Annotated in this window: 14 protein-coding genes; 4 read left to right on the top strand and 10 right to left on the bottom strand. The window is 32.3% G+C overall.

All coding sequences use genetic code 11. The features are described 5' to 3' along the window. Nucleotides 1-4 precede the first annotated feature (4 nt). Nucleotides 5-1549, top strand: a complete 1545-nt coding sequence (locus BUA82_RS01360) for a BglG family transcription antiterminator (RefSeq protein WP_073003932.1) — start codon at nucleotides 5-7, stop codon at nucleotides 1547-1549. Nucleotides 1550-1630: 81 nt separating this feature from the next. Here the strand turns inward: BUA82_RS01360 and BUA82_RS01355 are convergent, their stop codons facing one another. Beyond that, entirely contained in the window at nucleotides 1631-2116 is a 486-nt protein-coding gene (locus tag BUA82_RS01355; RefSeq protein WP_073003931.1) for a PTS sugar transporter subunit IIA, read from the bottom strand. Nucleotides 2117-2383: 267 nt separating this feature from the next. On the opposite strand from BUA82_RS01355, the gene BUA82_RS01350 reads away from it, so the two are divergent. Both BUA82_RS01350 and BUA82_RS01345 read left to right on the top strand, forming a co-directional pair. Continuing rightward, nucleotides 2384-3100 (top strand): ribulose-phosphate 3-epimerase, encoded by a 717-nt coding sequence (locus tag BUA82_RS01350; RefSeq protein WP_073003930.1) that lies wholly within the window; start codon nucleotides 2384-2386, stop codon nucleotides 3098-3100. A gap of 39 nt (nucleotides 3101-3139) precedes the next feature. Continuing rightward, nucleotides 3140-3769 carry a YitT family protein gene (locus BUA82_RS01345; protein ID WP_073003929.1) on the top strand — a complete coding sequence of 210 codons (630 nt, stop codon included), beginning with the start codon at nucleotides 3140-3142 and terminating at the stop codon, nucleotides 3767-3769. Nucleotides 3770-3955: 186 nt separating this feature from the next. Here the strand turns inward: BUA82_RS01345 and BUA82_RS01340 are convergent, their stop codons facing one another. From BUA82_RS01340 to BUA82_RS01320, 5 genes are all read right to left on the bottom strand, one after another. Further along, a complete protein-coding gene (locus BUA82_RS01340) occupies nucleotides 3956-4996 on the bottom strand; it encodes a sensor histidine kinase (RefSeq protein ID WP_073003928.1) in 1041 nt (346 codons plus the stop codon). Then, nucleotides 4993-5670, bottom strand: a complete 678-nt coding sequence (locus BUA82_RS01335; RefSeq protein ID WP_083599725.1) for a response regulator transcription factor — start codon at nucleotides 5668-5670, stop codon at nucleotides 4993-4995. The genes BUA82_RS01340 and BUA82_RS01335 overlap by 4 nt, the downstream gene beginning before the upstream one ends. 11 nt (nucleotides 5671-5681) lie before the next feature. Continuing rightward, entirely contained in the window at nucleotides 5682-7745 is a 2064-nt protein-coding gene (locus tag BUA82_RS01330) for an ABC transporter permease (protein ID WP_073003926.1), read from the bottom strand. Then, the gene (locus BUA82_RS01325; RefSeq protein WP_073003925.1) at nucleotides 7735-8517 is read right to left on the bottom strand and encodes an ABC transporter ATP-binding protein; all 783 of its coding nucleotides are present in this window, start codon (nucleotides 8515-8517) and stop codon (nucleotides 7735-7737) included. The genes BUA82_RS01330 and BUA82_RS01325 overlap by 11 nt, the downstream gene beginning before the upstream one ends. 154 nt (nucleotides 8518-8671) lie before the next feature. Beyond that, nucleotides 8672-9544, bottom strand: coding sequence for an aminoglycoside 6-adenylyltransferase (locus BUA82_RS01320; protein ID WP_073003924.1), 873 nt, complete (start codon nucleotides 9542-9544; stop codon nucleotides 8672-8674). Between the two features lie 179 nt (nucleotides 9545-9723). Here BUA82_RS01320 and BUA82_RS01315 point away from each other — a divergent pair, with 179 nt between their 5' ends. Then, entirely contained in the window at nucleotides 9724-10398 is a 675-nt protein-coding gene (locus BUA82_RS01315; RefSeq protein WP_083599724.1) for an HD domain-containing protein, read from the top strand. 193 nt (nucleotides 10399-10591) lie between these two features. On the opposite strand, the gene BUA82_RS01310 is transcribed toward BUA82_RS01315, so the two are convergent. From BUA82_RS01310 to BUA82_RS01295, 4 genes are all read right to left on the bottom strand, one after another. Further along, nucleotides 10592-11416, bottom strand: a complete 825-nt coding sequence (locus BUA82_RS01310; RefSeq protein ID WP_073003923.1) for a GNAT family N-acetyltransferase — start codon at nucleotides 11414-11416, stop codon at nucleotides 10592-10594. Nucleotides 11417-11461: 45 nt separating this feature from the next. Next, the gene (locus BUA82_RS01305; RefSeq protein ID WP_073003922.1) at nucleotides 11462-12571 is read right to left on the bottom strand and encodes a GTPase; all 1110 of its coding nucleotides are present in this window, start codon (nucleotides 12569-12571) and stop codon (nucleotides 11462-11464) included. A 92-nt stretch (nucleotides 12572-12663) separates the two neighbouring features. Further along, the gene (gene tlp, locus BUA82_RS01300) at nucleotides 12664-12891 is read right to left on the bottom strand and encodes a small acid-soluble spore protein Tlp (RefSeq protein WP_073003921.1); all 228 of its coding nucleotides are present in this window, start codon (nucleotides 12889-12891) and stop codon (nucleotides 12664-12666) included. 258 nt (nucleotides 12892-13149) lie between these two features. Then, nucleotides 13150-14001, bottom strand: coding sequence for a MurR/RpiR family transcriptional regulator (locus tag BUA82_RS01295; protein ID WP_083599723.1), 852 nt, complete (start codon nucleotides 13999-14001; stop codon nucleotides 13150-13152). Nucleotides 14002-14010: the final 9 nt, after the last annotated feature.

The raw sequence follows: 14010 nt of genomic DNA, 5'->3' as shown, positions 1-14010 counted from the left end.
TATTTTGTCGAATAATAGAATCCTTAATATAGTTAATTTATTACTAAAATCAGACAATTACATAACTATTGATACTATTTCAAAAGAGCTTGAAGTATCAAATAAAACTATACGTAACGATCTAAAGTTAGCAGAAGAATGGTTAAAAGAAAACGATTTAAAATTAATTAAGAAAACGGGAGTTGGCGTTACTATTGAAGGTGAACGTTCCTCAAAACTCCATACTCTCAACCTAATTAAATCAAAAAATAAAAAGCTTATTGACTTCTCCCCAGAAGCAAGAAAATTATATTTAGCTATGCGTTTAATAACAAGTACAGAAAATTGCAGGGTATATGAACTAGCAAATGAACTTTACGTAAGTAGAGCTACAATCCATAAAGATCTTCTATCTTTATCCCCTATTTTAGATAAACATAAAATTAAATTAAATAGGAAAAACAATAATGGAATCAGTATTACCGGTAAAGAAAGAAATCTTCGTAATCTATTAATTGAATTAATGTTAAATGATAATGGCTATGAAACATTTATAAATATTATAAAAAATGATGCTTACCAATGTGATGGATCCTTTGTTTTTTCTGGTATAGACTACATAGATGATGAATATAAAGAATTCATTAACTTAATACTACATTCTGGAAATAAGTACATCAACTCTCTTTTATTTCAACCTCTAGTTATGGTTTTACTTCACCTTTTTGTAGCTTTTATTCGTGCAAAAGATCATCATAATGTAAATTTATCAGAAGAATTTATGAACGAACTTAAATATGAGCCTTTCTACAATGAAGCAAAGGAACTAACTGATTTATTATCTAATAAGTATAATATTACCTTCAGTGAATTGGACATTCGTTATTTACAGGTTTACTTTATCTCTCTACAAAACAATCGTACTTTAAACCCTGAAAATGAGAAAGAAGCAAAAACTCTTACAAATGAAATAATAAGTTCTCTTAAAGATGAATTTCATCTTCCTTTTGATAAAGATGAAACATTTAAAAATTCTCTTTACACTCACTTTTACTCGGCTATAACAAGATTTCGTCATGGTATAAAAATTGATAATCCTTTAATGACTGAAATTAAAACATTGTACAAAAATACTTTTAATATTATGAAAAAAACCTCGCATATAATTGAACAACGTTATAATTGTCAGGTTAGTGATGATGAAATTGGATACTTGGCACTGCATTTAGCATGTTCTTTAGAAAGTATGAAAAAACCGTTAAAAACCGTTGTTGTATGCCATGGTGGAATTGGTGCTAGCAATCTTTTGGTAAGAAAATTAAGTACTCAAATACCCGAAATTCAAATTGTTTCTCAAGAGACCTTCTTATCCATACATGAAGCTGATTTAAATGAAATTGAATTAATTATATCTACAATAGATTTTAATTTCACCAAAGATATACCTGTTTTAATAATAAATAATCTATTATTCGATTATGATATTACCCGAATAAAAGATATTATTAAATCATACTACAAAAAGAAAAATGATCCCTTAAATAATATACAGGATACTGTTAAAAAATGAATTGGATATATGTAAGTTATTTACCATAACTTACATATATCCAATGAGCTTATAGGAATGAAACAAAAATTATTGGTCTTTCTAAGCTTTATAATAAGCACTAATATCTTTTCCTCCCTTAACTTCTCTACCAAATTCACAGGAAAAATCTTCATAAGCTTCTTTATTAGTAAAAATAATCATGGTTGTTAAATCATATCCTTTTCCTTCTAAGTAAGGACGATCTATAGATAATATTTCATCACCTGATTTTACCTTATCTCCTGCACTTAAATTACATTTAAAGCCTTTACCTTCTTCTTCTACTGTATTAATTCCAATATGAACTAAGAGCTCCATCCCATCCTCTAAAGTTAATGCATAAGCATGATTACTAGGAAAAAGCATTGAAATCACTCCATCAGCAGGACTATAGAATACACTTCCTTTTGTTTTAATAGCAAAGCCATCCCCCATTATCTTTTCAGAAAAAACAGGATCATTAACCTTTTCTAATTCAATTAAAACCCCATCTGCACAAGCAACTAAGGCCTTTCCTTCCTTTTTCTGTTTTAGAAAATTAAACATTAGTTTACATCTCCTTACTAGTCTTATTTCTATGCTTTATATAATCTATTATTATTTATTTATCATACTGTAAAGGATTTATTATTACAATAACCATATATTTCAACACCCCTCCTTTTATTTGTGGTAAAAATTAAACTATTAATCAATGTTTATAAATTACCCTATTAATATGGATATTTATCAGTTACCCTAGCTATTGATTATATTTTTTCATTATTTTAAAATTAAGATGTAAAAAACAAGGATTTCGAGGAGGTAAATATAATGAAACATATTAAAATTGCAGCTGGATTAGCTCATGTGAATTATGGAAGAATAGCTGATGTAGTTAAAGAAGTTAGTAATGCCGGCGTTGATTATATTCATTCAGATGCAGCAGATATGCATGATCTTCAAAATATGAAATTAATGGGTGGCCATCAAATTATTGCAGGTATTCGTCCTGAAACTGAATGTCCAATAGAATGTCACATATATACAGTAAGTATGGACAAGATGTTCATTGAACAAATATATGATGCAGGTGCAAACATGCTTATTATACCTGCTGAACACTTTATAGGAGCACAGCTTGCTTATATAATTAACTGGTGTCGTGAAAGAAAAATAAAAGTTGGTTTAACTCTTGGATGTTATACACCATTATGTTTTGTTGAAGAATCAATTTATGATATTGATCGTCTTCATATAGTTACTCACGGAGTAGATGAAACAGATGGAAAAGATAACTGGGGATGGAGAAAGAGTGCTATAGACTTAGTTAAGAGAGCAAGGAAAATGATAGATGAAAAGAATCCAAATTGTGAATTAGCTATAGATGGTGGCCTTAGAGCTGACAATATGGAGAAATTAATAGAATGTAATCCTGATGTTATAGTTTTATCTTCTGCTATATTCAAAGATCCAGATGGAGTTGTTAGTGGTTACAAAAAATGTAGAGAAGCTATAGATAAGGCAGCAGAAAAATTTGGATTAGAATAAAAGAACTCTCTCTTGAGAGTTTTTTTAATGGGAGGACAAATGAAAAATAAAGCACTAATAAAAGATTATTTATGGATCACTCTTTCAGCTTTTTTAACTGCTATGGCTGTAAACCTAATTTTTAAATCAACAGGTTTAGCCCCCGGTGGAATAACAGGACTATCCATTATATTCTCTACAATTACTGGAATTCCTATAGAATATATGACCTTAAGTATTTCTGTTCCACTATTAATACTTGCAGTAATTTTTCTTGGAAAGAGTTTTGGTATTAAAACATTATACATAACTTTAGCCACTCCTATTTGTATGCATATAGTTCCAACCCTGCATATTACAAAAGGATTAGGTAATATTAATAATATTTTAGAATTAATAGTTGCTGCTATTGTTGGTGGATTGCTTGTAGGTACTGCAATTGGAATAGCCTTAAACCATGATTGTGCAACGGGTGGAACAGATTTAATAGCCTTACTTATAAAACACTTTATTAAAATTTTTAAAGTTCCTGTAATACTATTATGCCTAGATGGATTTGTAGTAATAGCTTCTGGCATTATTTCAAAAAATATAATGATTGCTGTCTTTAGCTTTATATCTTTAATGATGATCATTCAAACCATTAAGTATTTAACAACTCCAAAAGAAGTTAAGTGTCCCGTTAAGTAGACATACAAATATAATAAAAAAATTTGCATATGAAGAATACAGAAAGAGTGCGTTCCCTTGCCATGGGAATGCGCTCTCTTCATGTCATGATGAAATCAAGCTACTTTTTTAAAGTCTTAACACTTCTACTCTCTGTAAAGTACCAGATCCATCTGAAAATTGGAAGTTTACTTCTAGTTTTTGTTATTACTGTTTAAGTGCATTCTCAATTATGGGAAATAGCAGTTGAATTGCAAATCCCTTTTCATACTCAGATTCAACTTCAATTTCAATCTGTAATTCATCACATAATTTCTTTACAAGATACAGTCCTATTCCAGTAGAGTGGCTTCCATTAGGATTATCTCCTGTAAAACCTTTGTCAAAAATGAATGGAAGATCAGACTCCAACACCCCAATACCATTATCAGAAATCCTTAAATAATAGCGATTCTTCACACTATGAAAACCAGTTTTTAACCAGATAAAGCTTTTAATCTCTTCCTTGGAGTATTTCACTGCATTAATAAATATTTGCGTAAAAATAAACTGAAGTGTCTTTTTATCCGATACAATTGGTACATCTTCCATGTGAGAAATAACTGTAACTTCTTTTTCCGCTAATAGTCCTTGGAGTTCCAGCAGCACATCTTCACAGCAAAGATTCAAGGGGATTCTCTCTAATCGGTAATCCACATGGGATGCCTGTAATCTTGCATAAAATAGTATCCGTTCAACATTATCCCTTATATTAGCTGTTGCATGCTCAAGTCTTTGATACACCAGTTGTGACATTTCTTCTTTACGATTTGCCAACACCAACGTTGATAAAGAAATAGGTCTCTTTATCTCATGAACCCAGCTTTCAATAAACTCTGCATAATCTGTGGATTTCAACTTAGCATCATCTAATTGATCCTCCTGAATCCTAAGCTTATTAGCCAGATATTTCAATTCTTCCTTATGAGACTCACCAATGGCTTCTATAAACCGGCCTTCATGCTCCAGCGAGGGTTCTTTAAGAAAGTCATAGAAGGTTTCCCGTTGTTTTATCTTCCTTTTCCAATCTAGCCACATCCCAAAGACAATAGTAAATACAGAAAAAATAATCATGATACCAACTAGAATTCCAAAGGTTTCTGGATATGCCAGCCAAGCCATAAAAAGAAAAAAAGCATCACTTATACAAATAAGTACTATCCAAGGACGTGATTCCTTTAGAATATTCAACCAATCTCTTGACTTCACTCCCCGTCCCCTCCTTTTAGTTGATAACCAATTCCTCTGATAGTCTTGATTCGATTAGGTAATCCAACCTGCTCAAGGGTCTTGCGAAGCCTAGTCATGTTTACTTGTAATATGTTCTCATCAACATAGTCACTGCTTCCCCACAACAGGTTAAAAAGCTCATCTTTTTTTACTACTGAAGGAAAAGCTTTTACCAAGGCTTTCATAATAATTCCTTCATTCTCCGATAGTGAAATAGACTTCTCACCAAAATATAATATATTTGCATTCTCATCCAGCTGAAAATCACCAGAATCTAACAGAACACGCATATGTGCGTAGAGATGAAGTAGCTTTTGAATTCTAGCAATAAGACGTTCAGGATGACAGGGTTTCGTTAAGTAATCATCTGCACCTAAATCTAATGCGTGTAACTCATCACGAAGTTGATTACGTGAAGTTAACACCAAAATAGGCCCTATCCCTCTAGCCTTAAGCTCCCGGCAAATATCGAATCCAGAAAGCTTGGGTAAATTCAAATCTAATACAATTAGAGAAGGAGAAGCCGAAGCTATATCCTCCAAAGCTGTATTGAAAGAAGAGATACACTGTACAGCATATCCCTTTTTCTCTAATATATCTTGTAGCTCCGCACGTAGAAAGATGTCGTCCTCAACAATGACTATCTTTTCCACTCTGTCACCTCCTAGAGAGCCTCTTTTAATTTCTTGATTTCTTCATCACTCTTCCTCTGGATCATCCTTATATAGCAAAGTTCAAAAACTATAAAACTAGCAATCGCAATTCCTACCAGCAAAATAGTAGTGGTAACGTTTCTGTTTAATGACTTTGGAATAATCAGGAAGCTTCCTAACATTGACATAGTTCCAAAAATCGAACTAATCAAGGCTACAGCAATTACCAATCCAAAATACCACCATATTTGCATCCTTGCTGATTTACACAGGGATTTAACACTTGCTCCTAACATAAATAATGTGGAATATCTATGTCTTGTGCTCCTTTGCTGCATAAGAAACTTCAATCCTAGCACCGTATTGGCTATGATAAGGAACATCACCCCTAAATAAAGTGTGGTATAGCTTCCCGCCACTATATAAAACAACTGCCTACCCATACTGGCAAGATAGCTTTCATATTTTAAGCCAGAGGTGTTAAGTAACTCATCTACTTGATACATAGCTTGCATCAAACCTTTATCCCGGACAAAATCAGAATCTAGAACCATATTCCAACGGGATGATCCTTCCGACTTTACAGTTAACGCATTGTACATATCATCGGGAACAATCAAGGCATAGGAGAGAGTGATGGATCTATCTGCAACAATATTGCTTGTATATAGTGTTGAAGCTAATTGGTACTGTTTTTCATCTATATTAATTGTTGGATTAGCTTTCAATGCATTGCTTAATATACCATGAGAGAATGAAAACTCAGCACTAGAATACATTGCAACTTCATTTTCTCCTAATACAATAGGAGGTTTATCCATAGATTTAAGCATTGCATTATAGCTCTTAAGGGAAATTAAGTAAGAACTTTTATTAGAAGATAAATCCTTTAATAGATTTTCTTTTTCTTGTGAATTTTTTTCTCTAGAAACGGATTCTTCTAACCCTGCCCAAGAAAATGTATGTGCCACAGTATTTTCAGGCATATCCTTATAAGGTGTCCTTAAAAAGTCAATTTTCATGGGATAATAATCCTTCACATAAGGTTTCATTTTATCAGAGGTCAGTACAGAAGCAATTTCTTTTTCCGAGGCTTCAAAAGTAAAATCTACGCTTCTAGCTGATGCTTCACCTTGTCTTAAAGCTGTAGAAATACCATAAGCAAAACAAACCATTGCAAAAAGAATTAATAGTGAAGATATAGCAAGGGAACTGTATTGATGTAAAACATTCTCTTGAAGCTGTCTTCCTGTAAATGTAAATAATCCGGTAGAGGAGCTGCTTTTACCTCTTATCCATCCTCCAATAAAGCTTCCTAGTCCACGAAATAGCATAAAAGTTCCACTGATGCCTAAAAGCAATATTAATGAAAACATCCTAACATCAAGAGTACGCAAATATAAAAGCCCTAATACATAAGCTGCACCTAGCAAAATTGCTCCAAGCAGCAAGCAAACCCAACCCCATACAGGAGAAAGAATTCTTTGCATTTTTTCTTTCTGTTCATTTAATAAATCCACAGGTTCCTTCTTGGACATATTTAAGCTCAGTATAAACACAGCTAATAGCTGCACCATAATGAAACCAAATACCGTTAATCCTAGACCCACCAAGGATATACGAAACTCATGACCAATTATGCCCATTCCAATAAGTTTAGAAGTTGACAGACTAATTATTTCTGTCAAAAATAATGATATGGGAATTCCAATTACCAAAGCCACTAAACCATTCCACAAGGTTTCACTCATGATCATTGCAAACAACCTGCTTCGCTTCATCCCCATCATTAAATAAATACCAAATTCATGACTTCGACGTTGTAATTGGTATCTGTTAGCAAAATAAACCAGGAAAAACACGAAAAATAGTGACAGGGCATAAAGCACAGGAATCATCACCAAAAGCTTAGCTACCGCATCACTTTCAACGGTCTTTAGATATATCATAACATCCTGTTCACCCAGGGAAAGGATCACATAAAAAGCAACGATTGAAATAATCAGGGAGGCAAAATAAACCCCATTTTCTTTTCGAATTTTACTACTATTTCGCCTTATGAAATCAAAGAACATTAGCACTGCCTCCTCCCAGCTGTGCCATAACGGTTAAGATACGCTCATAAAAAGAACTCTTAGTTTCCCCAGGCACTTTCTTTCTAAGCTCATGAAATATTACACCATCTTGGATAAATAATATTCTTGAGCAAAAGCTTGCTGCATTGGCATCGTGAGTAACCATCAAAATAGTGGTCTCCTCAGTCTCATTTGTGGAAGCTAGTTTTTCCATAAGGATTTTTGCATTTTTCGAATCCAAAGCACCCGTTGGCTCATCCGCTAATACAATGCTGGGATTGGAAATTAATGATCTTGCCGCTGCCACTCTCTGCTTCTGACCTCCTGACATTTGAGAAGGAAATTTATTTAATACCTCCTGAATATCAAATTGCTTAGCTAATTTTTCAAGTAGTGCTTCTTCCTTTTGAGGATTCACTCCATGTATGGATAAGGGCAAAATGATATTTTCTCTCCCAGTTAAATTATCTAACAGCTCAAACTCTTGAAATAAGTATCCAATTTTACTTCCTCTATATTTTGCTAGCTGGGATCCTCTAAATGAAGAAATATTCTCTCCCTGCAACAAGACTTGTCCAGATGTTGGCTTAAGCATGGTTGCAATACAATTAAGCAATGTTGTCTTTCCCGATCCACTGGCACCCATGATTCCAAGAAACTCTCCTGGAAGAACATCAAAAGTGATGCCCTTTAATGCAGCGGTTTCACTTTGCCCCTTCCCATATGTCTTATATACTTCCTGTACCTGAAGTAATCTATCTGAAATTTTCATATCATATCCTCCCATACATTTCGATATTAATACTATACAATGAAAGCTTGTCAATTAACACTTACAGTTGTTGTAAGGTTTGTAATGAGAGGAATATCTCCTTTATTAAGTTAATTATAATGCTATTTTGCGCTTCCCTTTCCTTTGTTCCTAATTAATATATTTCTTTTGCGTTTTTAGGCAATGCATACACATGCTTCAAAAACTTCAAACTGTTATTTGCTTCAATTTCGTTGTATTTAATCTCCATATTCCAGGATACTTCTTTAGCAATATCATTAAATAAATCACACATAATGAAAACTGATTCCCAAATACTTTCTACTTGTCCAGAAGGATATGTTTTCAAGAATGCATTCCATGTTTGGTTTTCCAACCACCTATACATATACTTTCCTGATTTTCCAACACTAACAGAAAAATTTGTATCCGAACCTATTTTCCACTCCATTAAACGAATTAACTGTGGGCGGACAACATAATTTATCATATCCATTACATAGGGTATTTCTTCCCTCCACAATCCCTTTGCAACATTATTAAGACACCACCAAAATTCATTGCATGTATCAAGAAAATTTTTCTCTGTTGGTTTCTTCACCCAATAATCTTCATCTGTTGCTTCTGGCATATTAGGTAAACATTTATCCTTATCAAGTAATATTTTACAAAGTCTGTCCTCTTCAATTTCTTTTAGTACGTATGATAATGTGCATACATGTAAGTCAAGACGATTTCCGTCAGTAAATTGAATTAGCCATCCATAACAATTATCAATATCATTTTTATAATAAGAATTTTCTTCAGGATATTGCATATATAATCGCTCACCAAACTGGTTAATCCAATCTTTTTGTTCACGAAATGACTTTGTTTCTTCAACAACATATGCAATATCATAATCCTGAAAAATATCCTTTACAGCATTTGGATTTGTCCTTGAACCATTCATAAAAACTGCACGGATTCTTTCATCATTTTTTGCCACATTCAATATTAAATCAAGCATTTCTTGTTCTGTACGCATTTTGCCCTCCTCAATAAAATCCTTTTTACCACTCACTAATTATCTTTATTCTCTTACTTAATTATACAAATTTCAATATGTGTTTCAAATGGTTATTTCCTAGAATTTAGTAATTTGACAAAAGAACTTATGTTTGGTATTTTGTCTTTATGGAAATTTTATATATAGGAGGAAAATATATGAATATGGAAACCAAGCATAGAAAGATTATAGAAATTGTTCAAGATAAATTAACTTGTTCAGCACATAATTTAGACCATGTATTTAGAGTTTATACTCTTTGTTTATTACTTGCAAAATATGAGAAAGATGTTGATTTAGAAATCCTTATTCCATCAGCATTATTACATGATATTGCAAGGGTTGAAGAGAGCCAAGATAAAACGGGGGAATTTGACCATGCTGTTTTAGGCAGTGTAATTGCAGAGGATATATTAAGAAATTTAGAATATGAAGAAGATAAAATGGAGAAGATAAAACACTGTATTATAGCACATAGATTCAGAACTGGAAATGAACCTAATTCAATAGAAGCAAAAATACTCTTTGATTCAGATAAACTTGATGTTATAGGAGCAAGTGGAATTGCTCGTACTTTTATGTTAGCAGGACAATTTGAACAAAGACTAACAGTAAACGAACCATTAAATGATTATCTCAAAGTTAATACTGTTGAAAATGGAAGATTAAAAGATGTTTCGCAACATACACCTTTTATTGAATACGAAGTAAAGTTCAAAAAAATTCCAGATAAATTATATACCCAAAAAGCAAAAGAAATTGGAAAAGAAAGACTTAATTTTATGGAGATATATTTTGATAGATTGAAGTTAGAAATAGATGGTATAAAGTAAAATTAATAATCCCCGCATTTAAAATGCTAAATTATCCGATTATACTTCCTCTGCATTGGGTATACTAAAAGAGAATTGACCGTATTGAAAAAGACCACTAAGCAGCCAGTAACAACTGGTCACTTAAATATTTCAACAAACTATACTGGGGTAATGAGTGATGTAGAGGAAGTTTTCTATGCAGCCTTAAACTCTAGAGGAACATTCCAATTGAACATTCTGTCTGCTTATAAAATTTATACCCTACACTCTCATAGGCTGATAATGCTCTTTTATTGTCGCTCCATACTTCCAACCTTGACTCTTTAATGCCTAAAGCTATCAATTCCTTAAAGGCTTTAAGAATTAGATTTTTGCCAATACCAAATTTTCTCCATTCTTTTGAGACAAATAAATCATCCACCCAGGCATATTTAATTTTTGATTCATCTTCCTTTATAACTACAACAATGTTACCTATAATCTCTCCTTTATGCTTAGCTGCTATGCTAAACCATTGGTTGTTATCCTTCAAGTTTTTTAAATCTTCCACTGAATATCCACTTGTAAATACCTTATTTTGTTTTTCCACTAATTCCATCATCTCATGTTCATCTTCAAATTGAAGATTACAAAAATCAACACCCTCAATTTCCTTAATTTCAAAGCTTTCCTCATGCATCAATTCCTTTTTAATTATATACATACCTTCATCATTCTTGAAACCTGCTTTTGAAGAATAATATTCTATATTTTCTTTATCATCTGAAAAACAGCAATGATAAACCTTCACTACAAAATCTTTATAGTTCTCCCTTATAGCTCGTGAACGTTTTATTATCTCATCAAACATTTGATCTTTTATTTCATTTTTACCTTCAATATCATTAACATTAATATCAAAATAAATATTCATTCTAGGTTTCTCATGTATGTCTGAAGCCTTAAAAGGACAAATCATTGCTTCTCCTACAAGATTTTCTTCATCATCATAAGCCTCTATAGTATTTTTTCTTTCACTATCCTTAATTGTATACATACCCTACCCCCCATGCATCTTGAAACATTACTTATCCGCTCTCAATTAGCTTTTCTTGAAATGTTTTTTTAGTTCATCATACATCATTTGTGATATCTCTTCATTTTTTGCTACTTTGCCTTCATATTGGTTTGCCGCTACTCTTTTCATAACTTCAATATATGAAAATGCCAAGGCAGTAGTCAATGTACTTGCTGTAGCACCACTGATTGCTCCCCCAATTAATGTGCCTGCACCGGGTATAAACTTTATTAGATTTGCTACTAAGGTCTTACCGGCTATGGTTGCTCCTGCAATACCACCAACACCTGAGGCTATGGCCACAAGTAAATCCTTATCAACTTTGACACCAAAAATTGAGGTTATATGTGCTAACATTCCAACTTGCCCTGGAATCAATATTGCTGAATCTGAAAATGGAATTGGCGTAAAGCCTACTCCAAAGGAAGTCCCTATATATCCTAATGCCCATCTTGTAGCTTCGTCCACTTTCCTTTTTAAGTCTACCTTCTGGGCATTGTTAAAAGCTCTTCTTATACCTTGTGGTAAAACCTGATATGTCTTTTCTACCAGCTCTTGAAGGCCAAAGCTGGGCAATTCTATGCTTCCAAATTTTATTGGTTCAGCTAAAATTCTCTGTATCCCCTTTATGTTTAAATTCATATTATCAATATACTTTTCAAGCTCCTTTGAATTATCACTAAAGCTTTGAGTTAGAACCACGATTACAGGTACTTTTTCAGATAACTCCTTAATCCATTGAATTTCAAAATCCTCTATTCTATTTGAAGTGGCATTTATACAGTACCATATAACGTGTATTAGATTTTCAGAATTAATATCTCTACTTTTATGTATTCTATCTATTTCAGCATTAATATCATCTCTTACTTGGTTCTGAACTGAAGGATCTAACTCTAATCCCTTACTATCATATAAGTTTATTGGAATCCCTTCTTTAGTTATCTTCTTTAAATGCTGCGTAACTGGTTTTCCTATGCCTGTTTCAGCTAAGTTTTCTCTAAATATGTTGTTTATCAATGTACTTTTACCAACACCAGTTTTTCCTATTAGCATAATATTAGCTGGTGTTATGTTTTTGTTTTCTTCATTTATTTTATTAAATAATTCATTTATAAAATTATAATTATCCATTTAAAACACCCCTATTTTATTATAACATCTTATTAATAAAAAAAATGACCTGAAAATCTATAATTTCAGGTCATTTTTATCCTTAATAAACTCTATTTATAGCCATTTTCTCTAGCTATAGTTTCGTCTTTCATTTCACTTTTCATGCCCTTCAGAGCTTCTTCTCTTCTTTTATTTTTTTCTTCTAAGGTTCTTCTCATATTGTCATCGCTGGTTTCTTCAATCATTTCATCAGCACGATGAATATTTTCAATGGTATTAGTAATATTATGTTGAATTCTAGCTGCATTATTTGTTCTATCATCTGGTTTATTTTTCATAAATTCATCTCTCCTTGTCTTATGTTATAAAGTTATTTAAAACTAATATTAAAAAGATAAAGATCTACGTTTTTATTATCTCTATAAGTATATTTATTATGCTAAAAATTTATATTTTCCTAAATACTAAAGAAGTCTGTAACCATTATTACAGACTTCTTAACAATTGATTTCATGAGTGGCGAATAACAAATTGTAAACTTATTTAATATATATACCCTTTCATATGCGAAATAAAATCAACATTAACTTTTTTCATCACTTATCCTCTTTTAGCATTTCAAAGAATTTGTGATAGTTGTCAGAGAATTGTTCGGTGTTCTTAATTACCTGTTTTGTAAGTCCCATATATAAATAGTCTACTATAAACAATTGTCCATACCTTGAGAAAATTGCTCCTAAGCGGTTTTCATTTATTTCATAGCTTGGAGTTAAAAGTACATAATCAGCCAGCTGGCCTAAGCTGCTTTCTATTTTTTGAGTAATGGCTACAATTGGAGTATTACTTTTTTTTGCATTATTTACAGCGATATTAACTTCCTTTGAACGTCCGCTAAAACTTATGGCTATTGCCACATCCTTAGAGGTACAAACATTTGAATTTAGAATGTTTAAATTACCATCATTTATAAATACAGATTTAATCCCAATCTTCAATAGCTTGTTTTGAAAGTCCATTGCGACCATAGCTGATGAACCTACTGCAAAAAAGTAAACTGTCCCGGCATCTTTAATTAAATTTATAATATCCTTAAATGTGTCAATGGGGTTGGCTGTTATAACATCGTTACATGTCAATGAAATCTCATTAATTATCTTTGAAGGCATATCACTCAGATCATCCGCCCAGCTTAAAAGTTCAGTTATGTGACTTTTCTCTATTTTAGAAAGACTTTTTGCTAACTCTACCTTAGTTTCATGAAAATTTACACCAAAGGTCTTTTTCACAAATCTGGAAACAGATGGTGCAGATACATTGCATAATTCAGCTAATTCAAAGACACTAAGAGTTAATACTTTCCTTGGATTTTTCATTATAAAATCGGCAACCCTTTTTTCTGATTGGGGCAATGTGTTATAAATACTTCTTATTGTATAAATCATATCCATAGGATAATC

It is taken from the genome of Clostridium amylolyticum (assembly GCF_900142075.1).
GTDB lineage: Bacteria > Bacillota > Clostridia > Clostridiales > Clostridiaceae > Clostridium_AA > Clostridium_AA amylolyticum.
This window is presented reverse-complemented; position numbering and strand designations above follow the sequence as displayed.

Coding starts and splice junctions, on each gene's coding strand:
- BUA82_RS01355 (WP_073003931.1), bottom strand. CDS start 2,116: ATGTTTAATTTTCTAAAACAGAAAAAGGAAGGAAAGGCCTTAGTTGCT.
- BUA82_RS01350 (WP_073003930.1), top strand. CDS start 2,384: ATGAAACATATTAAAATTGCAGCTGGATTAGCTCATGTGAATTATGGA.
- BUA82_RS01345 (WP_073003929.1), top strand. CDS start 3,140: ATGAAAAATAAAGCACTAATAAAAGATTATTTATGGATCACTCTTTCA.
- BUA82_RS01330 (WP_073003926.1), bottom strand. CDS start 7,745: ATGTTCTTTGATTTCATAAGGCGAAATAGTAGTAAAATTCGAAAAGAA.
- BUA82_RS01325 (WP_073003925.1), bottom strand. CDS start 8,517: ATGAAAATTTCAGATAGATTACTTCAGGTACAGGAAGTATATAAGACA.
- BUA82_RS01320 (WP_073003924.1), bottom strand. CDS start 9,544: ATGCGTACAGAACAAGAAATGCTTGATTTAATATTGAATGTGGCAAAA.
- BUA82_RS01315 (WP_083599724.1), top strand. CDS start 9,724: ATGAATATGGAAACCAAGCATAGAAAGATTATAGAAATTGTTCAAGAT.
- BUA82_RS01310 (WP_073003923.1), bottom strand. CDS start 11,416: ATGTATACAATTAAGGATAGTGAAAGAAAAAATACTATAGAGGCTTAT.
- BUA82_RS01305 (WP_073003922.1), bottom strand. CDS start 12,571: ATGGATAATTATAATTTTATAAATGAATTATTTAATAAAATAAATGAA.
- tlp (WP_073003921.1), bottom strand. CDS start 12,891: ATGAAAAATAAACCAGATGATAGAACAAATAATGCAGCTAGAATTCAA.
- BUA82_RS01295 (WP_083599723.1), bottom strand. CDS start 14,001: ATGGATATGATTTATACAATAAGAAGTATTTATAACACATTGCCCCAA.